A 21,444-nucleotide genomic window follows, 5' to 3' on the forward strand; every position below is an offset into this window, starting at 1 on the left:
CCCTTGCCAGCCAGCAGGCCCTCTTCGGCCGGCGCGGGCGGGAACGGCCAACGGGCGGGCGTGGAGCCCGGACGCGCGCGTTGGCGAGGCGCGGCGCCGGCCGAGGACGCGTTCCAGGGCAGGGCCAGCCCCGCCAGCCTGGCGCAGGCGGCACGGGCGCGGTGCGCCCCGCGGCGCAGCGGGTTCAGCGAGACGGCAAGCTCATCCGACAGGACGGAAATATCAGCGGTGTTCATAGGAACTCCTAGTAAAGACGAACCGGCGCCAAGACACGGCGCCCTGGCCACCCTCCGCGGCGTCAGCCGGCGGTCAATCGAACAACGACAACTGGCCTGCGGCCGCGGCGTGCAACTGGCGCATTCCGCGCCCTCGCGCGCCGCCGGCAACGGGCCGTGCGGCAGGAAAAGGGACCCCTGAAGACGCTTGCGCGCCAACCGGGGATAGGAAATCGGAAACCGTTCCCGCCGTGCCGGGAGCGCTGGCCGGACGCAGGAAACGGTCGCAGTCCAGGGCCAGGCGGTGCCGGTTCAGCCCGAGCTTGCGCGTGGCCACGGCGAAACGCTGGCGCAGCAGGTCGGCCCAGACGCCGGTTCCGCGCATGCGCGTACCGAAGTTGGGATCGTTGCGCCGCCCGTTGCGCAGGTCTTCGACCCGATGCAGCACGCGCTGGGCCCGGTCGGGAAAATGGACGTTCAGCCAGTCCTCGAACAGGGTCTTGACCTCCCAGGGCAGGCGCAGGACGGTGTAGCTGGCGTAATGCGCGCCCGCCGCCTTGGACTCCTGGAGGATGTGTTCCATGGATTCGTCGTTGATGAACGGAATGACGGGCGCCACCAGCACGCCCACCGGCACGCCCGCGTCCGTCAGGCTGCGCACGGCTTCCAGGCGGCGCCAGGGCGCGGCGGCGCGGGGCTCCAGCGTGCGGGCCATGCCGGCGTCCAGCGTGGTGATGCTCATGTACACCACCACCAGCTTCTGCTCGGCCAGCGCCGCGAGGAGGTCCAGGTCGCGGGCGACCAGCCCGTTCTTCGTCACGATGGTGAGCGGATGCCGGGTTTCCAGCATCAGTTCCAGCAGGCCGCGCGTCAGGCGCCATTCGCGTTCGATGGGCTGGTACGGGTCCGTGGCCGAGCCGATGTTGATGGGCGACGGCTTGTACCCGGGCCGGCCGAGTTCGGCGCGCAGGGCCTGGACGGCATTGGCCTTGGCCACCAGCCGCGTCTCGAAATCCAGCCCGGGGGAGTAGCCCAGGTAGGAATGGGTGGGCCGGGCGTAGCAGTACACGCAGCCGTGCTCGCAGCCCCGGTACGGATTGACCGCGACGTCGAAGGGGATGTCGGGCGAATCGTTGCGCGACAGCATCTTGCGGGCCTCTTCCGCGGTGACCGTGGTCTTGGGCGCGGGAGGCGCGTGGCGCGTGTCGGGCAGGATCGGGATGACCCTGGGCGCGGTGTCGGAAAAATTATCGGGGACGGAATCTACGAAGTCGGCGGGCAATCCGGAAGCGGACCAGCCGTCGTCGACCTGCACGCGGTCATCGCGCTGAAAGCGATGCCGAACATTAGTAACCGCACCCCGACCGCGCAAGGCGGCGGGGGCGGCAGCCGGGGACCCAGAACCGGCGGGAAAAGAATGATCGGTGCGTGCCATGAAAACTACTGTACAAAAACACAGTGGTTTTGACAAGCACCAAAAGCCTTTTCGTAAGACAACCCCACTTTACCGCAAGACGCGGACGCCGTCCGGACAAATCGGTTTCACCAGGCGATATCGCCTGGAAACCCGCGCCAGCACTGGGTTTTGCAGAAAAACAACAGCAAAATCCGGGCCGGAGATCCGTTGTTCTCCGGCCTCTTTCGGCTTAACGCAGCATGCCCGCCGCCGCGGTCTGGTGCGTGGCCTCGTCGATCAGGATGAAGGCGCCCGTCGCGGGCACGTCGGCATAGCGGTCGACCGCCAGCGAGTCGCGGGTCGTGAACGTCACGCGCCCGATATCGTTCATGCGCAGCGTGCCTTCGGTGTTCTCCACTTCCTGCAGTTCATGGATGTCCCGATGCGACAGCACCGCGCGTATCTTCGCGGACGTCAATCGCGTTCCGGATTTCAGCAGGTACTTGCGCGCCGGATTCAACGCCTGCGCATCGAGCCAGCACAGCTCGGCCTCGAACTCGCGCGCGACCCGCGCGGGCGCGGCCGCGTGCACGATCACGTCGCCGCGCGACACGTCCACGTCGCGGTCCAGCACCAGCGTTATCGAATCGCCCGCCACCGCCTCGTCCAGCGCGCGGTCGAAGGCCCGCACTTCGCGCACCACGGCCGTCACGCCGGACGGCTGCACCGCGACTTCATCGCCCGGGCGCAGCACGCCGCTGGCCACGCGCCCGGCATAACCGCGGAAGTCCTCCTTGCGGTCGCCGTCGTGGCGCGCCACCCATTGCACCGGGAAGCGCAGCGGCGCGGTGCGGCCGTCGCCGGCGAGGTCCAGCGATTCCAGCAAGGCCAGCAACGGCTGCCCTTCGTACCATGGCGTCTTCGGCGACAGCGTGACGACGTTGTCGCCGTTCAGCGCGGACAGCGGCAACGCGTCGAAGTGCGCGATGCCGAGCTTGCCGGCCAGCTCGGCGTAGGCGTCGCGGATGCGCTCGAACACGGCGCGGTCCCACTCCACCAGGTCCATCTTGTTGACCGCGACCACGATATGGCGGATGCCCAGCAGGCGCGCGATCGTGCTGTGCCGCTTGGTCTGCGGCAGCAGCTTGCCGTCGGCCGCCCGGGTGGCGTCGATCAGGATGACGGCCACGTCCGCGGTCGACGCGCCCGTCACCATGTTGCGCGTGTACTGCTCATGGCCCGGCGCGTCGGCGATGATGAACTTGCGCGAGGGCGTGGAAAAATAGCGGTAGGCCACGTCGATGGTGATGCCCTGCTCGCGCTCGGCCTCCAGGCCGTCGGTCAGCAGCGAGAAGTCGATGCCGTCGCCCGCCACCCGCTTGTGCTTGGCGCGCGAGATCGCGTCCAGTTGGTCGGCGAACACGCCCTTGCTGTCGTACAGCAGGCGGCCGATCAGCGTGGACTTGCCGTCGTCCACGGACCCCGCGGTGATCAGGCGCAGCACGCCCGTATCGGCGCCGGAGAGAAAAGAATCGTTCAGTGCGTTCATGTGCGTCCCTTGCCGCCGGCAGGCGCCGGCGTCTCGTGCGATCAGAAATAGCCTTCCTTCTTGCGGCGCTCCATCGAGGCCTCGGAAGTCTGGTCGTCCATGCGCGTGGCGCCGCGCTCGGTAATGTCGGTCACCGCGGTTTCGGCGATGATGGCCATCGTGTCGGCGGCGTCGGACGCCACCGGGCAGGTGCAGGAGATATCTCCCACCGTGCGGAAGCGCACCTGCAGGCGTTCCACCTGCTCGTCGTCCTGCGGCGGCGTCAGCCGGGTGACGGGCACCAGCAGGCCCTTGCGGCGCACCACGTCGCGCTCATGGCTGTAGTAGATGGAGGGCAGCGCCAGCCGCTCCCGCTGGATGTACTGCCAGACGTCCAGCTCGGTCCAGTTGGATATCGGGAAGACGCGCATGTTCTCGCCCCGGTGCACGCGGGTGTTGAACAGGCTCCACAGCTCGGGACGCTGGGCCTTGGGATCCCATTGGCCGAATTCGTCCCGGAACGAAAAGATGCGCTCCTTGGCGCGCGCCTTCTCCTCGTCGCGCCGCGCGCCGCCGATGCAGGCGTCGAAGCCGAATTCCTCGATCGCCTCCAGCAGCGTCACCGCCTGGGCGGCGTTGCGCGAATCGGTTTCGCGGCGCAGCACCACGCTGCCGCGCGCGATCGAATCCTCGACGCCGCGCACGATCAGGGTTTCGCCCAGTTCGGCCGCGCGCGCGTCGCGGAAGGCGATCACTTCTTCGAAGTTGTGCCCGGTATCGATGTGCATCAGCGGGAACGGGAAGCGGCCCGGGCGGAAGGCCTTCTCGGCCAGGCGCAGCAGCACCACGGAATCCTTGCCGCCCGAAAACAGCAGGACGGGCTTCTCGCTTTCCGCGGCGACCTCGCGCAGGATGAATATCGCTTCCGATTCCAGCCAATCGAGGTGGCTGCGTTGGATCACGGCAGACATGACTACTCCACTAAAACAGATTTCGAATTCATGGCCGGCGTCATTCGGCGCGCGCCACGACAGAGATGACCCGGTTGCCCGCATGCAGGCCGCATTCCTTGGAGTCGGAGGACTCCCACCACCAGCGCCCCGCCCTCAGGTCTTCGCCGGGCCGGATCGCGCGCGTACAGGGCTCGCATCCGATGGACGGGTAGCCCTGGTCATGCAAGGGGTTGTACGGAATGCCCAGGGCCCGGATGACGGACCAGACCTCTTCCTCGCTCCATTCGGCCAGGGGGTTGAACTTGTAGAGGCCGAAGGTCTTGTCGTCCTCTTCGAGCGGCAGTTCGCCGCGGGTCGTGGACTGCGCCCGCCGCTGGCCGGTGATCCAGGCGCCGCGCCCCGCCAGCGCGCGCTTGAGCGGCTCGACCTTGCGGATCTGGCAACAGGCCTTGCGCAAGTCCACGCTTTCGTAGAAGGCGTAGGCGCCGTGCTGGGCGACGTGGCGCTCGACCGCCTGGGCATCGGGCCGGTACACGGTCACCTCGCGCCCGTAGCGCTCGCGCACCGCGTCCAGCACGCCCAGCGTCTCGGCATGGAGGCGGCCCGTGTCCAGGGTGAACACCTCCAGGTCCGGGCCGCCGCCATACAGCGCATGCGTCAGCACCATGTCCTCCGCGGCCAGCGACGACGCCAGCGCGGCGTCGGGGTAGCGCCGCTGGATGTCGGCCAGGCGCGCGTTCAGTTCGCGCCAGCGGACCGCAAGGGCCGTGTCGAGTTCGGGGTAAAGATCGGTCGTCGTCATGCCTGCACCGCGAAAATGCGCGCCCGCCGCGGGCGCGCCAGGAGGATTTCGCCGTCGCGCAGGCCCAGCTCCCGGTACAGGGACTCGGGCACCTCGGCCTCCAGGAGCGAAGCGGAGTCCTCCCGGGCGAGTTCCAGGTAGGCGCTGGGGCCGGCCAGGTACGCGTGCGCCAGGCGCACCGGGATGCCGTCGGCGCCCGCGCGGTAGCGTTCGATGTCGAATTCATGCGGCCGCACGTAGGCGGTGGCGCGCTGGCCCTCGGCCTGCGCCAGCTCGGGCGCCGGCAGCGACAGGCCCGCGCCGCTCCAGACGCCGCGCGTGGCCACGCCCTGCAACTGGTTCACGTCGCCCAGGAAACCGTAGACGAACGGCGTGGCCGGGCCTTCCCAGACCTCGCGCGGCGTGCCCACCTGTTCGATGCGGCCGGCGTTCATCAGCACGACGCGGTCCGACACCTCGAGCGCTTCCTCCTGGTCGTGGGTCACGAACACGCTGGCCACGTGGAGTTCGTCGTGCAGCCGCCGCAGCCAGCGCCGCAGTTCCTTGCGCACCTTGGCGTCCAGCGCGCCGAACGGCTCGTCCAGCAGCAGCACCCGGGGCTCCACGGCCAGGGCGCGCGCCAGGGCGATGCGCTGGCGCTGGCCGCCGGACAGTTGCGCCGGATAGCGGTCCGCCAGCCAGTCCAGTTGCACCAGGCCCAGCAGGTCGTGCACCTTGCGCCGGATCTGGTCCTCGGACGGGCGCTGCGAACGATGCTTGACGCGCAGGCCGAAGGCCACGTTCTCGAACACGGTCATGTGCTTGAAGAGCGCGTAGTGCTGGAACACGAAGCCGACCTGGCGCTGGCGCACGTCCACCGAGGTGGCGTCTTCGCCCGCGAACAGCACGCTGCCGGAATCGGCCGACTCCAGGCCTGCGATGATGCGCAGCAGCGTCGTCTTGCCGCAGCCCGAGGGCCCCAGCAGCGCCACCAGCTCGCCCGTTTCAATATGCAGCGAAACGTCGTTGAGCGCGCGGAACTCGCCGAAACGCTTGGACAGATTGCGGACTTCGATACTCATGCTTGTCTCCGTCTGTGCCGGCCGTCTCAGGCGACGGCCGGTTTGATGGCGGCCGCCTGGCCGGGATTCTCGGCCGGCAGGTCGGCGGCTTTCAGGAAGCGCGCGTTGCGCCATTCGACGACGTTTTTGGCCACCAGCGTCACCAGCGCCAGCAGGGCCAGCAGCGAAGCCACGGCGAACGCCGCCGAGTATTGGTACTCGTTGTAGAGGATCTCGACGTGCAGGGTCATGGTGTTGGTCAGCCCCCGGATCTGCCCGGACACCACCGAGACCGCGCCGAACTCGCCCATGGCCCGCGCGTTGCACAGGATGGCGCCGTACAGCAGCCCCCACTTGATATTGGGCAGCGTCACCCGCCAGAAGATCTGCCAGCCGCTGGCGCCCAGCGTCAGCGCGGCCTGTTCCTCTTCGCTGCCCTGCGCCTGCATCAGCGGAATCAGCTCGCGCGCGACGAAGGGAAACGTCACGAACAGCGACGCCAGCACGATGCCCGGCACGGCATAGACGATCTTGATGTCGTGGTCCTGGAGCCAGCCGCCGAACCAGCCTTGCGTGCCGAACAGCAGCACGAACACCAGGCCGGCCACCACCGGCGACACCGAGAACGGCAGGTCGATCAGCGTGACCAGGAATTGCTTGCCGCGGAACTGGAACTTGGTGACGGCCCAGGCCGCGGCCACCCCGAACACCAGGTTCAACGGCAGCGCGATCGCGGCCACCAGCAGCGTCAGCCGGATGGCGGCCAGCGCGTCGGGTTCAATGATGGCGTCCAGGTATAGCTGCCAACCCTTCTTGAAGGCTTCGACGAACACCGCGGCCAGCGGCACCAGCAGGAACAGCGCCAGGAATCCCAGCGCGACGGCAAGCAGCACGCCGCGCACCCAGCGCGGCTCGGTCAGGTGGGCGGGACGGTCCGACGCGCTCATGCCAGCCTCCCGAGGTTGCGGCGCGACTGCCAGCCTTGCAGCAGGTTGATGATGAGCAGCAGCACGAACGACAGCAGCAGCATCACCGTGGCGATGGCGGCGGCGCCGGCGTAATCGAATTCCTCGAGCTTGGCGATGATCAGGAGCGGCGTGATCTCGGACACCATGGGCATGTTGCCGGCGATGAACACCACCGACCCGTATTCGCCCACCGCGCGCGCGAAGGCCAGCGCGAAGCCCGTCATCAGGGCCGGCAGGATGATGGGCAGCAGCACCCGGCGGATGGTCTGCCAGCGGTTGGCGCCGAGGCTGGCGGCCGCTTCCTCGATCTCCCGCTCCACGTCTTCCAGCACGGGCTGCACCGTGCGCACCACGAAGGGCACGCCGATGAAGATCAGGGCGATCACGATGCCCAGCGGGGTAAACGCCACTTTCCAGCCGAACCACTCGGCCAGCGGGCCGCCCAGCCACCCCTTTTCCGAGTACAGCGCGGTCAAGGCGATGCCCGCCACCGCCGTGGGCAGCGCGAAGGGCAGGTCGACCAGCGCGTCCAGGATCTTCTTGCCCGGGAAGCGGTAGCGCACCAGCACCCAGGCGACGATGGTGCCGAACACCAGGTTCACCAGCGCCGCCAGCAGCGAGGCGCCGAAAGTGAGCTTGTAGGAGGCCACGACCCGCGGCGCGGACACCGCGTCCCAGAAGCCCTGCCAGCCCAGCCCCGCGCTCTTGATGGGCAGGGCGGCCAGCGGGATGAGCACGAGCACGCTCAGGTACAGCACCGCGTAGCCCATCGAGATACCGAACCCGGGCAGCACGCCCGGGCTGTTGCGGCGAAAGGCAAAAGGCGCTTGCGCGCCGATTGCCGCGGAGTTCGAGGCTGAAGTCATGGCCATCGTCCGATCGTTGTGCGGTTACTTCTTCTGCGGCAGATAGATCTGGTCGAACGTGCCGCCGTCGCTGAAGTGATCCTTCTGGGCCTTGCGCCAGCCGCCGAAGATCTTGTCGTCGATGGTCACGAGCTTGACCTTCGGGAACTTGCTTTCGTACTTGGCGGCCACGGCCTTGTCGATGGGACGGTAGTAGTTCTTGGCGATGATCTCCTGGGCCGCCGGCGTGTAGAGGAATTCCAGGTAGGCCTGCGCGGCGGCGCGGGTGCCCTTCTTGTCCACGACCTTGTCGACCACCGCGACGGGCGGTTCGGCCAGGATGGACAGCGACGGCACCACGATGTCGAACTTGTCCGGACCCAGTTCCTCGAGCGCCAGGAAGGCTTCGTTTTCCCAGGCCAGCAGCACGTCGCCCACGCCGCGTTCCACGAAGGTGGTGGTGGAGCCGCGCGCACCGGTGTCCAGCACCGGAACGTGGCGGAGCAGGTCGCCCACGAAGGCGCGGGCCTTGTCCTCGCTGCCGCCGTTCTTCTCCAGCGCATAGGCCCAGGCGGCCAGGTAGTTCCAGCGCGCGCCGCCCGAAGTCTTCGGGTTCGGCGTAATGACCTGCACGCCGTCCTTGACCAGGTCGTCCCAGTCCTTGATCTGCTTGGGGTTGCCCTTGCGCACCAGGAACACGATGGTGGAGGTGTAAGGCGAGCTGTTCTGCGGCAGGCGCGCCTGCCAATCCGCCGGCAGCAGGCCGCGGTCGGCGATGGCGTCGATGTCGTACGCCAGGGCCAGGGTCACCACGTCGGCCTCCAGGCCGTCGATGACGGAGCGCGCCTGGCGGCCCGAACCGCCGTGCGACTGGCGGATCGTCAGGTCGACGTTCGCCTTTTCCTTGTATTGCTTGACGAACGCATCGTCGATGGCGCGATACAGCTCGCGGGTCGGGTCATACGAGACATTCAGCAGCGTCTGCTTCTGCTGGGCCTGCGCGGGCGCGATCGCCGCGAACGACATCGTCACTGCGGCCAAGGCGGCCAGCCAACCGGCTTTCCTGATAGACATCCCTGCTCCCTGTGTTTGGTAATGTGGAAGCAAGTTTGCGGTCTGCCCGATCTGAACGGAACGAATCATTTTTTGATTGCTCATCGCTCTCAGGCATATAGGACCCATGTCCCAACAATGGGAAACCCGCCGCCCCGCAAAGAGGGGGTTGCGTCCCGGAATGGCCCAAAAAGAAACCGCCGCTCCCCCGAAGGGGGGCGGCGGTTCCGCTTGCGCGGGGCAGGCCCCGCGATTTCCGAATTTACTTATTCGGTTGAGGCGTAACGCGCAGGTACGGACGCACGGCCTTGTAGCCCTTCGGGAACTTCTGCTTGATCACGGCTTCGTCCTGCAGGGACGGAACGATGATCACGTCGTCGCCGTCCTCCCAGTTCACCGGCGTGGCCACGCTGTGGCTGTCGGTGAGCTGCAGCGAGTCGATGACGCGCAGGATCTCGTTGAAATTGCGGCCGGTGCTGGCCGGGTAAGTGATGGTCAGGCGCACCTTCTTGTTGGGATCGATGACGAACACCGAACGCACGGTCAGCGTCGCGTTGGCGTTCGGGTGGATCATGTCGTACAGCTCGGAAACCTTGCGGTCCTTGTCGGACAGGATCGGGAAATTGACCGTGGTGGACTGCGTGTCGTTGATGTCGTCGATCCAGCGGGTGTGCGAATCGGTATCGTCCACCGACAGGGCCAGCACCTTCACGTTGCGCTTGGCGAATTCATCGGCCAGCTTGGCGGTGTAGCCCAGTTCGGTGGTGCAGACGGGCGTGAAATCGGCCGGATGCGAAAACAGGACACCCCAGCTATTGCCCAGATACTCATGGAAGCGGATCGGTCCAGCCGAGGATTCCTGTTCGAAATCGGGGGCGGTGTCGCCCAGGCGTAGTTGACTCATGATGTCTCCTGTATGCGGATGCGGATGGGGGGAGGCCCGCGCCGCCCGCCCCCGGGGCGGGCAGCGCGGGGCAATCGTTTCATGGCGGAGATTACCGCCTGGAAATCGATTCTTCCATCAAACCTTTAGCGGGGGAAATACGCAAGACATATAACCTTATGCAATATTCAAGCCTGCGCCGCAGGCGTCCGCCACCACCCCGGCCCGCACGGCGGCCGACAGGGCCAGCGACCGCGGCAGGATGTGCGCGGCGTAGAACAGGCCGGTGGCCATTTTCGAGGCATGGAACGGATCGGTGGACCCGGCCGCCAGATGGCGCCGGCAGGCCAGCACGGCGCGCGCCATCTGCCAGCCGCCATGCACCACGCCGGCCAGCATCAGGTAGGGAACGCTGCTGGAATAGGCCGCCCGGACGTTGGACGCGGATTGCTCCAGGATGAAGGCCACCCCTGCCTCGTACGCCTGGATGGCGCCGTCCAGGTTGTCGCGCAGCAGGCGCAGGCCGTCGCGCTCGTCCGCCGCCGCGCGCGTCGCCTCGGATTCGACCGCGCGCAGCGTTTCGCGCATCGCCGCGATGGCCGCATGCGCGGTGGCGCCGCCGTCGCGCTGCGTCTTGCGGCCGACCAGGTCGTTGGCCTGGATGGCGGTCGTGCCCTCGTAGATGGGCAGGATGCGCGCGTCGCGGTAGTACTGCGCCGCGCCGGTCTCCTCGATGAATCCCATGCCGCCATGCACCTGGATGCCCAGCGACGCGACCTCGACCGCGTTCTCGGTCGAAAAGCCCTTGACGATGGGAACCAGGTATTCGTAGAAGGCCCGGTTGCGCGAGCGCTGTTCCGGGTCCGGGTGGTGCGTGCCCTTGTCGTGGGCGGCGGCGGCCACGTAGGAGATGGCGCGGGCCGCCTCGGTCAGCGCCTTCATCGTCATCAGCATGCGCTGCACGTCCGGATGGCGCACGATGGCCACGGGGCCGGGGGAGCCTTCCACGGCCCGGCCCTGGACGCGCTCGCGCGCATAGGCCAGGGCGTGCTGGTAGGCGCGCTCCGAGACGCCTATCCCCTGCTGTCCCACCGAATAGCGGGCGGCGTTCATCATGATGAACATGTATTCCAGGCCGCGGTTCGGTTCGCCGACCAGGTAGCCGATGGCGCCCTCGCCCACCTCGCCCTTGCCCGAGCCGTAGAGCAGCACCGCGGTGGGGCTGCCGTGGATGCCCAACTTGTGTTCCAGGGAAGCGCACCAGACGTCGTTGCGCTTGCCCAGGCTGCCGTCGGCCTGCACCAGGAACTTGGGCACGATGAAGAGCGAAATGCCCTTCACGCCGGCGGGCGCGTCCGGCGTCCGCGCCAGCACCAGGTGGATGATGTTCTCGGCGAGGTCGTGTTCGCCATAGGTGATGAAGATCTTCTGGCCGCTCAGCCGGTAGCTGCCGTCGTCCTGCTTCACCGCCCGGGTCGCCACCTGGGCCAGGTCCGAGCCGGCTTGCGGCTCGGTCAGGTTCATGGTGCCCGTCCACTTGCCGCCGATCAGGTTCGGCACGTATTGTTTGCGCTGCGCGTCCGAGCCGACGGTCAGGATGGCCTCGATCACGCCGTCCGTCAGCATCGGGCACAGCGAGAAGGCCAGGCTCGCCGCCTGGATGTTCTCGCCCGGCGCGGCCGCCACCAGCTTGGGCAACCCCTGCCCGCCCCAGGCCGCGGGGTGCTGCAAGCCCTGCCAGCCGCCCGCGGCGTAATCCCTGAAACCCGCCGCATAGCCCGGCGTGGTAGTGACGCTGCCGTCCTTCCAGACCGGCGGCTGCGTGTCGCCCGGCACGTTCAGCGGCGCGACGGCCTGCTCGACGAAGCGGCCGTTTTCTTCCAGGATGGCGTCCACCAGGTCGGGCGTCACCTCTTCGAAACCGGGCAGCTTCAGGACCTCGTCCAGTCCGGCCAGTTCCCGCAAGGCGAAGCGGAAGTCCTGCAATGGGGTTGCATACGGCATGGTGTCTCCATCAATTGGCTGTATCTAGGCTTTCTCTGGCCAATCTTAAACCCTTGCTTCCCTCTTTGCGGGCGAAGGCGCCGAACGCGTCCAGGGAGGCGGACGGCGTGACCTCCTCGTAGCCGGCCGCCATGCCCTGCTGCACGTCGGCAAGCGCCAGCACGTCGTTGCTGGCCTTGAACAGCGCGTCCAGCACCTCCCGCGGCGTGCCCTTGGGCGCAAAGACTCCCCACCAGTTGGAGACGTCGTACCCGGGCACGGTCTGCCCGATGGTCGGATAGGGCAGCAGCCGCGAGGGCTGGCCGGACGTTACCGCAAGCGCCACCACCTTGCCCGTATCGATCGCCGCCTTGGCCGAGGGCGCCGTGGCGAACGAGATATCGGTGTCGCCCGCCGCCACGGATTGCGCCGCCGCGGCGCCCCCCTTGAACGGGATGTGCATCAGCTTCACGCCGGCAAGCGTCATGAATTCGACCGCGGCCAGATGGGTGATGACGCCGTTGCCGGACGACGCCACATTGACCGCTCCCGGCTTGCGCTTTGCGCGGTCGATCAGATCCTGCACGCTTTTCAGTCCCAGCTTCGCGTTCGCGATCAGGACCATGGGACCAGTGGTGAGCTGCGCCACGGGCACGAAGTCATCCGGCGTGTAATCCACCTTGTACAGGGCGCTGTCGCTGCCCATGACGCTGGAATTGCCCAGGTACAGCGTATAGCCGTCGGCGGCGGCGCGCGCGGCCAGGCTGGCGCCGATCGTCGAACCGGCGCCGGGCCGGTTTTCGACGACGACCGGCTGCCTGAGCTGCCTGGCCAGCGCGTTCGCATAGACGCGGCCCACCTGGTCCGCCCCGCCTCCCGGCGGAAATCCGATCACCAGAGTGAGGGGCTTGGAGGGATACGGGGCGGCGGCATGCGCGCCGTCCGGCATCGCGGAAAACGAGGCAACGGCGGCAAACAGGGCGCCGCAGGCGGCAATAGCGGGTTTCATCGAGGTCTCCTTGGATGGATTCGGAGCCGCTTGTGGCGCGGCCCTCCGTTGATGCGCCGGCCGCGTCAGCGGCCGGTGAAATTCGGCGCGCGCTTCTCCTTCCAGGCCCTCGCGCCTTCGGCCAGGTCCTGGGACCGCTCCGAACGCAATACCGCCTGTTCGATGCCGGCCGGATCGGATTCTCCCCGCGCAATGCGGTTCAACTGCGCCTTCACGCCGAATAGAGGGATGGGCGCCATCGCCGCGATCTGCGCGCTCAGCGCGTCCAGCCGGTCCTGCAGGCGATCCTCCGGCACCAGTTCGGTCAGGAATCCGATGCGCAGCATCTCGTCGGCCTGGATCCGTTCCGCGGTCAGGAACAGGCGCTTGGCCTGGTCCAGGCCCAGCCGGGTCACGTAACGGGACATGCCGCCCGCGTAGAAATGCAAGCCGAGCCGCGTGGCCGGCATGAACATGTCGGCCCGCGGCGTGCCGATGCGGAAATCGCAGGCCAGGCACAGATCGGTGCCCCCGCCATAGGCGCCCCCCTGGACCGCCGCGATCGTCACCGGCCTCGCCGCCTCGATCAGGTCCATGGTCTGGCCGAAGTAGAGCGAGCTTGGCGCGCTGTCCGAGGCCAGGGACGAAATGTCGTAGCCGCTGCAGAAATACTTGCCCTCGGACAGGATGCGCAGCACCCGCACGGCGTCATTGGCGTTCACCGCGTCCAGATGCTCTCTGAGAACATCCAGGTCTTGCGGGCCGAGCCGGTTGGCATGGCCGGGCCGGCGCAGGCGGAGGGTCGCGATGCTGCCGTCCACGGACAGGCTGGGCGTATCGGAGGCGGCGGTCATGCGGCGGCCTCCGCCTGGTGCGCCACGCCGTCGGCCAGCAGGCGGTCGATCTCGGCGTCCGCCATGCCGTAGCGCGCGAAGACTTCGCGCGTATGCTGGCCGAACACGGGCGGAGCGCGGTGGCTTGCCGCCTCCGCGCCGCTCAGGCCCAGCGGCAGGCCCACCTGCCGCAACTCTCCCAGCACCGGATGCGTCAACGACCGCACCAGTCCGCAAGCCTGCACCTGCGGATCGGCGAACACGTCTTCCAGGGTATTGATCGGCCCCGCGGGAATGCCGCCTTCGATCATCAGCGCGGTCCATTCCATGCGCGTCCTGCGCTTGAGCCCCGCCTCCAGCTCCCCTTTCAATTCATAGCGATGCTGCATGCGCTCGGCATTCGTGAGGAAGCGCGGGTCGGACACCAGGTGCGAAAGCCCGAGGATGCCGCAAAGCCTGACCCACATCGCCTGGGTGGCCGGCGCCAGATTGAGCGGCCCGTCGGCGGTCTCGAACGTGCCGTAGGGCGCAATCACGGGATGCACGTTGCCGCAAGGCTGCGGCACCTCTTCCTTGCTGAGATAGCGCTGGCCCTGCACGCTGAGCAGCGCCATGAGCCCGGCCAGCAGCGACGTTTCCACGTGCTGCCCGCGTCCGGTGGACGCGCGCTGCGCGACGGCGGACAAGATGCCGATGGCCAGCCACATTCCCGCGGTCAGGTCGCCGATGGCGACGCCCACCCGCATGGGCCCCGACTCCGGAGTGCCCGTCAGGCTCATGAAGCCGGAGTACCCTTGCGCCACCTGGTCGAACCCGGCCCAGTCGCGGGCCGGCCCCTTGCTGCCGAAGCCCGAAATCGACGCCAGGATCAGGCCCGGATGCTCCTGGGCCAGCGAGGCGTACCCCAGGCCCATCGCGTCCATCGTGCCCACCTTGAAGTTCTCGACCACGATGTCCGATGCCAGGGCCATCCTGCGCAGCAGCGCCAGCCCTTCCGGTTTGCGGAAGTCGACGCCTATGCCTTGCTTGCTGCGGTTGGCGCTAAGATAATAAACACTTATATCATCATCGAAAGGCCCCCATTGCCGCGCCATCTCGCCCGCCGGCATGGGTTCCACCTTGACGACCTCGGCGCCAAGATCCCCAAGAATCATTGTGCAGAAAGGCCCGGAAAGCGCCCGAGTCAGATCCAGCACCTTCAGTCCGGCCAATGGCAGGCTCATGTCCGTCACCCTCTTCTGAGTTGAGGCCCATTCTAGGCAGCGCCTCAGAAGCATAGAAAATACTATTTTCCGATCCTCCAATAAGTTTTTCTTATTCCATGAATCTGCGTCAGCTCAAGTACTTCGTCCGCGTGGTGGAAATGCAGAACATGACCCGCGCCGCGGAAAGCCTGCACGTGGCGCAACCCGCGCTCAGCCAGCAGATGTCCCTGCTGGAGGAAAACCTGGGCGTCGCGCTGCTGGTGCGCGGCGCCAAAGGCGTGCAGCCCACGGCGGAAGGCCTGCTGCTGTACCGGCATGCGCAGACCATCCTGCGCCAGGTCGACAGCACCCGCAGCCTGCTGTCGAAGACGGCGGACCAGGTCACCGGCACGGTGTCGATCGGGCTGGCCTCCAGCACCGCCCGCATGCTGGCTTTGCCGCTGATGCGCCGCGTCAAGGCGGAGCTGCCCTCGGTGGTGCTGGAAATCGTCGACGTGCCCAGCGCGGACCTGACCAAGCTGGTCCTGCAAGGGCGCATCGATTTTTCCCTGTCTCCGGACCAGCAGCCCATGCAGGGCCTGCTGCGCACGCCGCTGCTGCGGGAAAGCCTGTTCCTGCTGGCCCACGCCAGCGTCGCGCTGCCGCGCCGCACCCTGGCCATCGCGGACTTCGCCGCGCTGCCGCTGGTCCTGCCCAGCCTGCCCAACACGCTGCGCGCGCGCCTGGACCACGCTTTCCTGACCGCCGGCCTGACCTGCAATCTGTTCGCCGAAGCCAGCACCTCGGCCATCCTGATCCCCGCCGTGCGCAGCGCGATGGCCGCCACCATCCTGCCCAGCTCGGCCGCTCAGCCCGAAATCGCGGAAGGATCCATCGTCGCGCACGCGCTCGACGCCGCGCTTTCGCGCGAACTGGTGCTATGCGCCAGCGAGAGCCTGCCTCCCTCGCCGGCGGTAAGCCAGGTCATCGCGATGTGCACGGACGAAATAAAACGCCTGATCAACGACCAGGCGTGGCAGGGGTGCACGCTGCTCTAGCTCAAGTGATGCGCCAACGACACGATGATCGGTCCCAGGACCGGCAGCAGCACGTTGGCGATGGCATACGTCACGGTGTAGCCGAGCAGCGGCACCGAGCTGCCGCTGGCGCCCAGGATGGCGCTGATGGCGGGCGTGCTGACGTGCTGGCCCGCGATCGCCCCCACCAGCAAGGGGCCTTCTATCTTCAGGATCTTGTGGCCCAGCCAGAGCGACAGGCAGGCCGGCCCCAGCGACACCAGCAGGCCGATCACCGGCAGCACCGCGCCGTGCTCGCGGATCAGAGACACGGCCTCCGGCCCCGCCGACAAGCCGACGCAAGCCACGAAAATCGCCAGCCCCAGGTCCTTCAGCAACTGCACCGCATGGTCGGGTATGTGGCCCAGCGCGGGCCGCTTGGCGTTGATCCAGCCGCAGACCAGGCCGCTGACGAGCGCCCCGCCCCCGCTGCCCAGCGATACCGGAATGCCCCAGAGCCGCGCGCTCAGGCTGCCTATCAAGAGGCCGGCCAGGATGCCGAAGGCCAGGAACACCAGGTCGGTCACGCCGCTGCGCCGCAGCTCGTTGCCCAGCGCCGCGCCGGCTTCCGACAGTTCGGGCTCGGCGCCCACCAGCGTGACCAGGTCGCCGTACTGCACGACGGTGGATGGCGTGATCGGCAATGAATGGCCCGACCGCACGAGGGACTGCAGGAAGACGCCTCGCGCTCGCTGGGCGCGCGGCCGCCTGGCCAGTTCGCCGACCGTATGGCCGTTGACGGCCTTCCGGTTGACGATGACGGCCAGCTCGCTCAGTTGCAGGTCGTCGGCATGCGCCTCGGGCAACTGGATCTCGGGCCCGATCAGGGAGCCCGCGCGCAGCACGAAGCGCCGCATTCCCAGCAGCACCACGATATCGCCCACGGCCAGCACGTCGTCGGGCGAGGCGTCCACCGCCTCGCCGTTGCGCAGGATGCGGCTGATGACGGTGCGCCCGCCGAGCTGCGACTCCACCTCGGCCACGCGCAAGGCGCCGGCATCCTTGACGACGTGCGCGCGTCCGACGAGCCGCGGCAGCGTGGGCATGTTGGCCTCTTCGCTCTCGCCCGCCGTCACGCCCAGCTTTTCCTCCAGCGCCTTGGACGCCTCGCGCAGGTTGATGCGCAGCAGCGCCGGCGCGACCTGGCTGGTGAAGAACACGATGCTGATCAGCCCCACCAGGTAGGTCAGCGTATAGGCCGTGGCGATGTTGGCTTCCATGCGCTGGACGTCGGCATCCGCCAGTCCCAGGTGCTTGAGCGCCTCGGCCGCCGTGCCCACCACCGCCGATTCGGTTGCCGCGCCCGCCGCCAGCCCGGCGGCGGTGCCCGCGTCCAGGCCGAACAGCGGCACCGCGGCCAGCACGATCGTCAGCACCAGCAAGGCTTCGATGACGGGCAGCACGATGTACCGCAGGCTGGAGCGGTTCAGGTTGGCGAAGAACTGCGGGCCGCCCGAATACCCCATCGCGAAAATGAACAGGGCGAACGCGACTTCCTTCAGGTCGCCGCGGATCTGGCACCCCGTCTGGCCGATCAGCAGGGCGACGATGAGCGTCCCGCACACGCCGCCCAACTGGATCGGCCCGGCTTTGAGCTTGCCGATCAGGTATCCCAACCCCACCGTCACGAACAGCACTGCGATGGGTACGCTATTGAAAAACCCGACCGAGCAAGTCATGTCGTCATGTCGCCCTTGAGGTTGCCGTCTACTTGCGCGCCGCGGCCTTCCTGGCGGGCTTGGCGGACTTGGCCGCCGTGTCCGCCTTCTCGACCGCCTGCTTCACCGCCTTCCGGGCCGCGCTGGCGCTGGTTTTCCTGCTTCCCGCAGCCCGCTTGGCCGCCGAGGCCTTGACCTTCTGGCCCTTGCCCGCGGTCGGGCCCGAACGCACCAGTTCGGAGTGCTTCCAGGCCTCGACGTACTCGGTGGCGGCCTCGACCATGTACTTGCCGATCTTGGCGTAGTCGCCGTCGTCCAGGTTGGCCAGCGAAATCCGGATCGACCACGGCGGCCCGCCGAAGCCGCCGCCGTCCATCAGCACCACGCCGGATTTTTCCGCCAGGCGGAACAGGAAATCAACAGGCTCGTAGTTGGACGTCATGTACTTGCAGAAGCCGTCCCCGTACATGATCTTGGCCCAGACCATGAAGTCCAGTTCCACGTAGTACCAGCCGCGCATCGGGTCTTCCGGCGGCAGCGGAATGCCCAGGCCGCGCCACAGGGCGTCGCGCCGGCCGCGCACGATCTTCATCGTCAGGTGCTTGTAGGCGTCCTTCAGGTCCAGCAAGTGCGACAAGGCGAAAAAGCCCATCTGCACCTGCTGCGGCAGGGACAGGCCCGCCGTGTGGTTCAGCGCCACGTTCCGGCTGTCGGCGACCATCCGGTCGATGAACTTGAGCTTCTCGGGCTCCATCGTCATGGCGCCATAGCGCTTGTTCAGGCGCCTCTTCCACGACGCCGGCAGCTCGGCGATGCGGCGGTCCATCGTGTTGGTCTCGTGGGTCGCGATCACCCCGAGGCGCCAGCCCGTGCAGCCGAAATTCTTCGAGAACGAATACACGCAAATCGTGTTGTGCGGCACCTCGGCCATCAGCGAACGGAAATTCGGCACGAAGGTGCCGTATACGTCGTCCGTCACCAGCACCAGGTCCGGATTCTTGCGGATCAGGCGCACGATCTGCTTCATTTCCACCGGATTGAACGCCACGGACGGCGGATTGCTGGGATTCACCGTGACCGCCAGCTTGATCCTGGGGTTCTCCAGCTTGGCGATTTCGGACGCGGGATAGTGCCAATCGTGCGTGCCGTCGGCCCGCAGGCTGTCGGCGTTGATGGCCACGATCTTGAACTGGAAGCGCTCCAGGTGCGCGATCTCGATGTAGGGCGTGAAGGTCGGCAGGAACAGGGCGATGGTGTCGCCCTGCTTCAGCAAGCCGTTCTGCATCAGCGAATCGAAGATGTAGCACATGGCCGCGGTGCCGCCCTCGACCGGGAACAGGTCGAACTTGCCCTTGGGCGGGCGGCCGTCGCACATTTCCTTGATCAGGTAGTCGTGCAGGATCTGTTCGATATGGACCAGCGCGCGCGGCGGCACGGGATAGTTGTCGCCGATGATGCTGTCGGTCAGTTCGTGGATCCAGGCGTCGGGATCGAATCCCTTGATCTTCACGCCGTATTCCAGCACGCCCAGGAGAAAGTCGTAGCCGTCGTCGCCCTTGTGCTTGGACAGGAATTTTCGCAGGCGGTCGGCGCAGCCCTTCTTGGGCGGCATCCCCGCCAGGATGACTTCATCGCGCACCCGGCGCGCCTCTTTCATCGCGAACTGGCCCAGCAGGAAAAACGCGTCGCGGGGCTCGGTGGCGATCCAGTTCGGATTGCCCCGGCCGGCGTTCAGCATGGTCAGCGCGGCGGTCTGCTGGTTGTCCTTGGCCAGCGTGATCAGGTAGTCCTTCAGTTCGAAGGGGGACAACTGCTCGAGGTCGCGCTGGCGCGAGCGGGTCGTTTTCAGGGCCGAGGCCAGGCTGATGGTGAGAGGCGCGGTGGAAGCCATTGTTCAGTACTCCTGGTTTGCGTTGTGACAGGCGCTTGCCGGGGCGCGAGCGGGTGCGCCCGCCGCCCTTCTTGTGCTGCCCGCGGGCCGCCGGCCCGCGGATGTCCCGCTAGGTCATGAGCAAAACGATGACGATCCCCCAGATGATGAGCAGGGTGTTGCCGATCGCGTAAGGCACTGTGTAGCCCAGGGCGGGCACCTGGCTCTTGGCCGTTTCGGTGATCTGCCCGATGGCGGCCGTGGTGGTCCGGGCGCCTGCGCAGACGCCCAGCGCAATGGCGGGGTGGAACTTGAAAACGTAGCGGGCGATGTACACGCCCAGGATCATGGGCACGCTGGTGGCAATGATGCCCGCGACGAAGAGCTTCGCTCCCAATTGCTGGAAGCCCTGCACGAAGCCCGGCCCGGACGAGATGCCGACCACCGCCACGAAGGCGGTCAGCCCGACGGACGTCAGGAACCAGTGCACCGGCTCCGGCACGCGCCCGAAGGTGGGATGCACGGAACGCAGGTAGCCGAAGATCAAGCCGGAGATCAGCGAACCGCCGGAGGTCGACAGCGTGATGGGGATCCCGCCCACGGTCAGCACCAGGGAGCCGAACAGGCCGCCCAGCAGGATGCCGAAGCCCACGAACACCATGTCGGTCTGGTCGGTGGCGCGGTCCACGTAGCCGACCTTGCCGACCACCCGCTCCACGTCGCGCTTGGCGCCCAGCACGAACAGCCGGTCGCCGCGGTCCAGTTTCAGGCCCCAGTTGACCGGCATTTCGTGGCCGCCGCGCACGACCTTGCGCAGGAAGACGCCGCGGCCCAGTTCGCGCACCTTGTCGCTCTGGGCGATTTCCTGGACGGTCTTGCCGGCCAGGTTCTTGTTGGTCAGCACCACCTCGACGATCTCGGCGGGCAGGTTGATCACGTCCCGGTCCTCGACCTCGCTGCCGATGAGGCCCGGCGCCTGAAGGACCAGGGCGTCATGCCTGCCGGTCACCCCGAGGACGTCGCCGGCCTGCAGCACGGTCTTGGAATCGCTGTCCACGATCTGGTCGCCGCGGCGGATGCGCTCCACGAAGACCCGGGCCTCGACGAAGCGGGATTCCAGCTCTCCCACCGTCTTGCCCACGAACTCGGGGCGATCCAGCTTGTAGGCGCGGGCCGTGAACTTGCGGTAGCCCGAGAGCTCCATGGAGTCGGCGCCGCCGGACATCTTGGCTTCGTACTCCTGGCACTCTTTCACGATGTCCACGCGCATCAGCTTCGGACCCAGCGAAGCCAGGATCCAGGCGCTGCCCACGGTGCCGAAGATGTAGCAGACCGCGTAGGCCACCGGGATGCTATCGATCCATTGCTTCTTGGTCGCCGCGTCGACGTTCAAGCCGTTGATCGTGTCCGTCGCCACCCCCATCACCGCGGAAATGGTCTGCGCGCCGGACAGCAGGCCCGCCCCGGTGCCGGCGTCAAAGCCGAAGGCGACCGCCGTGCCCCATGTGACCAGCAGGCAGATTACGCAAATGATGACCGCGAAGATGACCTGGGGAAGGCCGTCGCTTTTCATGCCGCGGAAGAATTGAGGCCCGACGCCGTAGCCGAGGCCAAAAAGAAAAAGCAGGAAGAAGACCTGCTTGACGATGGGGGCGATCGTGATGCCCAGTTGCCCTACCAGCACGCCCACCAGCAAGGTGCCGGTGACCGCGCCCAGATTGAACCCGAATATTTTCTTAGCGCCTATCCAATATCCCAAGCCCAAGGTTAGGAATATCGCGAGTTCCGGATATTTTCGCAGAGTGTCAAAGAACCATTCCATCCCGAATCTCCTTCGTTCTGTCCAGGTCAAGCACTTGCGCGAATTGAGCTGCGCGCGAAACACATTATCAGAATCTTTCGATAAATCAAAAGATTTGTAGTATCGGAATCCAACGACGCCGAACGCTTGCCGCCAAAACGGAAAAGCCCGCCAGCGAGAACGCTGGCGGGCTTTGGGCAAAGCAGGCTTCGGAAAGCTTACAGAGCGTTGGCCAGTTCGGGCACGACCTGGAACAGATCGCCCACGAGGCCATAATCGGCCACGCCGAAAATCGGGGCTTCCGGATCCTTGTTGATGGCGACGATGACCTTGGAATCCTTCATGCCGGCCAGATGCTGGATGGCACC

The 21,444-nt window shown here is 67.0% G+C and carries 17 protein-coding genes and 2 pseudogenes; 1 reads left to right on the top strand and 18 read right to left on the bottom strand.

Translation table 11 applies throughout. The annotated features are described in order from the left end of the window. The 14 genes and pseudogenes from AVE30378_RS30770 to AVE30378_RS30835 form a co-directional block, all read right to left on the bottom strand. Positions 1-236 (bottom strand): annotated as a pseudogene (locus tag AVE30378_RS30770) (hypothetical protein); the annotation flags it as partial. 73 nt (positions 237-309) lie between these two features. Beyond that, complete coding sequence (locus tag AVE30378_RS30775; protein ID WP_129246721.1) at positions 310-1,650, bottom strand: PA0069 family radical SAM protein; 1,341 nt, start codon at positions 1,648-1,650, stop codon at positions 310-312. A gap of 211 nt (positions 1,651-1,861) precedes the next feature. After that, positions 1,862-3,160 (bottom strand): sulfate adenylyltransferase subunit 1, encoded by a 1,299-nt coding sequence (locus tag AVE30378_RS30780; RefSeq protein WP_129246723.1) that lies wholly within the window; start codon positions 3,158-3,160, stop codon positions 1,862-1,864. A 41-nt stretch (positions 3,161-3,201) separates the two neighbouring features. After that, the gene (cysD, locus tag AVE30378_RS30785) at positions 3,202-4,110 is read right to left on the bottom strand and encodes a sulfate adenylyltransferase subunit CysD (RefSeq protein ID WP_129246725.1); all 909 of its coding nucleotides are present in this window, start codon (positions 4,108-4,110) and stop codon (positions 3,202-3,204) included. A 40-nt stretch (positions 4,111-4,150) separates the two neighbouring features. Next, complete coding sequence (locus AVE30378_RS30790) at positions 4,151-4,894, bottom strand: phosphoadenylyl-sulfate reductase (RefSeq protein ID WP_129246727.1); 744 nt, start codon at positions 4,892-4,894, stop codon at positions 4,151-4,153. Then, positions 4,891-5,955: a sulfate/molybdate ABC transporter ATP-binding protein gene (locus AVE30378_RS30795; protein ID WP_129246729.1), complete on the bottom strand. Its 1,065-nt coding sequence runs from the start codon at positions 5,953-5,955 to the stop codon at positions 4,891-4,893. The genes AVE30378_RS30790 and AVE30378_RS30795 overlap by 4 nt, the downstream gene beginning before the upstream one ends. 26 nt (positions 5,956-5,981) lie before the next feature. After that, the gene (cysW, locus tag AVE30378_RS30800) at positions 5,982-6,881 is read right to left on the bottom strand and encodes a sulfate ABC transporter permease subunit CysW (protein WP_129246731.1); all 900 of its coding nucleotides are present in this window, start codon (positions 6,879-6,881) and stop codon (positions 5,982-5,984) included. After that, positions 6,878-7,768 carry a sulfate ABC transporter permease subunit CysT gene (cysT, locus tag AVE30378_RS30805; RefSeq protein WP_165360350.1) on the bottom strand — a complete coding sequence of 297 codons (891 nt, stop codon included), beginning with the start codon at positions 7,766-7,768 and terminating at the stop codon, positions 6,878-6,880. The genes cysW and cysT overlap by 4 nt, the downstream gene beginning before the upstream one ends. Positions 7,769-7,792: 24 nt before the next feature. Beyond that, a complete protein-coding gene (locus AVE30378_RS30810; protein ID WP_244235187.1) occupies positions 7,793-8,773 on the bottom strand; it encodes a sulfate ABC transporter substrate-binding protein in 981 nt (326 codons plus the stop codon). A gap of 289 nt (positions 8,774-9,062) precedes the next feature. Then, positions 9,063-9,704 (bottom strand): peroxiredoxin, encoded by a 642-nt coding sequence (locus AVE30378_RS30815; RefSeq protein WP_129246739.1) that lies wholly within the window; start codon positions 9,702-9,704, stop codon positions 9,063-9,065. A 156-nt stretch (positions 9,705-9,860) separates the two neighbouring features. Further along, on the bottom strand, positions 9,861-11,687 hold the full coding sequence (locus tag AVE30378_RS30820) for an acyl-CoA dehydrogenase (protein ID WP_129246741.1): 1,827 nt from the start codon (positions 11,685-11,687) through the stop codon (positions 9,861-9,863). 10 nt (positions 11,688-11,697) lie between these two features. Next, entirely contained in the window at positions 11,698-12,675 is a 978-nt protein-coding gene (locus tag AVE30378_RS30825; protein ID WP_129246744.1) for a tripartite tricarboxylate transporter substrate-binding protein, read from the bottom strand. 65 nt (positions 12,676-12,740) lie between these two features. Further along, positions 12,741-13,508: an enoyl-CoA hydratase/isomerase family protein gene (locus AVE30378_RS30830; protein WP_129246746.1), complete on the bottom strand. Its 768-nt coding sequence runs from the start codon at positions 13,506-13,508 to the stop codon at positions 12,741-12,743. After that, complete coding sequence (locus AVE30378_RS30835) at positions 13,505-14,710, bottom strand: CaiB/BaiF CoA transferase family protein (protein ID WP_129246748.1); 1,206 nt, start codon at positions 14,708-14,710, stop codon at positions 13,505-13,507. The genes AVE30378_RS30830 and AVE30378_RS30835 overlap by 4 nt, the downstream gene beginning before the upstream one ends. Positions 14,711-14,808: 98 nt before the next feature. Between AVE30378_RS30835 and AVE30378_RS30840 the strand changes: the two genes are divergently transcribed. Next, positions 14,809-15,729, top strand: a complete 921-nt coding sequence (locus AVE30378_RS30840) for a LysR substrate-binding domain-containing protein (protein WP_129246751.1) — start codon at positions 14,809-14,811, stop codon at positions 15,727-15,729. Here the strand turns inward: AVE30378_RS30840 and aspT (AVE30378_RS30845) are convergent. The 4 genes and pseudogenes from aspT (AVE30378_RS30845) to AVE30378_RS30860 all read right to left on the bottom strand — a co-directional run. Further along, entirely contained in the window at positions 15,726-17,426 is a 1,701-nt protein-coding gene (gene aspT / locus AVE30378_RS30845) for an aspartate-alanine antiporter (protein ID WP_129246753.1), read from the bottom strand. The genes AVE30378_RS30840 and aspT (AVE30378_RS30845) overlap by 4 nt on opposite strands. Positions 17,427-17,454: 28 nt before the next feature. Beyond that, positions 17,455-19,296: a bifunctional aspartate transaminase/aspartate 4-decarboxylase gene (locus tag AVE30378_RS30850; RefSeq protein ID WP_129246755.1), complete on the bottom strand. Its 1,842-nt coding sequence runs from the start codon at positions 19,294-19,296 to the stop codon at positions 17,455-17,457. 109 nt (positions 19,297-19,405) lie between these two features. Further along, positions 19,406-21,097 (bottom strand): aspartate-alanine antiporter, encoded by a 1,692-nt coding sequence (gene aspT, locus AVE30378_RS30855; RefSeq protein WP_129246757.1) that lies wholly within the window; start codon positions 21,095-21,097, stop codon positions 19,406-19,408. A gap of 197 nt (positions 21,098-21,294) precedes the next feature. Continuing rightward, positions 21,295-21,444 (bottom strand): annotated as a pseudogene (locus AVE30378_RS30860) (electron transfer flavoprotein subunit alpha/FixB family protein); the annotation flags it as partial.

The organism is Achromobacter veterisilvae (genome assembly GCF_900496975.1).
Taxonomy (GTDB): Bacteria; Pseudomonadota; Gammaproteobacteria; order Burkholderiales; family Burkholderiaceae_B; genus Achromobacter; species Achromobacter veterisilvae.

Bases quoted from the DNA above. Each gene is read 5' to 3' on its own strand.
- AVE30378_RS30775 (WP_129246721.1), bottom strand. From the start codon at position 1,650: ATGGCACGCACCGATCATTCTTTTCCCGCCGGTTCTGGGTCCCCGGCT.
- AVE30378_RS30780 (WP_129246723.1), bottom strand. From the start codon at position 3,160: ATGAACGCACTGAACGATTCTTTTCTCTCCGGCGCCGATACGGGCGTG.
- cysD (WP_129246725.1), bottom strand. From the start codon at position 4,110: ATGTCTGCCGTGATCCAACGCAGCCACCTCGATTGGCTGGAATCGGAA.
- AVE30378_RS30790 (WP_129246727.1), bottom strand. From the start codon at position 4,894: ATGACGACGACCGATCTTTACCCCGAACTCGACACGGCCCTTGCGGTC.
- AVE30378_RS30795 (WP_129246729.1), bottom strand. From the start codon at position 5,955: ATGAGTATCGAAGTCCGCAATCTGTCCAAGCGTTTCGGCGAGTTCCGC.
- cysW (WP_129246731.1), bottom strand. From the start codon at position 6,881: ATGAGCGCGTCGGACCGTCCCGCCCACCTGACCGAGCCGCGCTGGGTG.
- cysT (WP_165360350.1), bottom strand. From the start codon at position 7,768: ATGACTTCAGCCTCGAACTCCGCGGCAATCGGCGCGCAAGCGCCTTTT.
- AVE30378_RS30810 (WP_244235187.1), bottom strand. From the start codon at position 8,773: ATGTCGTTCGCGGCGATCGCGCCCGCGCAGGCCCAGCAGAAGCAGACG.
- AVE30378_RS30815 (WP_129246739.1), bottom strand. From the start codon at position 9,704: ATGAGTCAACTACGCCTGGGCGACACCGCCCCCGATTTCGAACAGGAA.
- AVE30378_RS30820 (WP_129246741.1), bottom strand. From the start codon at position 11,687: ATGCCGTATGCAACCCCATTGCAGGACTTCCGCTTCGCCTTGCGGGAA.
- AVE30378_RS30825 (WP_129246744.1), bottom strand. From the start codon at position 12,675: ATGAAACCCGCTATTGCCGCCTGCGGCGCCCTGTTTGCCGCCGTTGCC.
- AVE30378_RS30830 (WP_129246746.1), bottom strand. From the start codon at position 13,508: ATGACCGCCGCCTCCGATACGCCCAGCCTGTCCGTGGACGGCAGCATC.
- AVE30378_RS30835 (WP_129246748.1), bottom strand. From the start codon at position 14,710: ATGAGCCTGCCATTGGCCGGACTGAAGGTGCTGGATCTGACTCGGGCG.
- AVE30378_RS30840 (WP_129246751.1), top strand. From the start codon at position 14,809: ATGAATCTGCGTCAGCTCAAGTACTTCGTCCGCGTGGTGGAAATGCAG.
- aspT (WP_129246753.1), bottom strand. From the start codon at position 17,426: ATGACTTGCTCGGTCGGGTTTTTCAATAGCGTACCCATCGCAGTGCTG.
- AVE30378_RS30850 (WP_129246755.1), bottom strand. From the start codon at position 19,296: ATGGCTTCCACCGCGCCTCTCACCATCAGCCTGGCCTCGGCCCTGAAA.
- aspT (WP_129246757.1), bottom strand. From the start codon at position 21,097: ATGGAATGGTTCTTTGACACTCTGCGAAAATATCCGGAACTCGCGATA.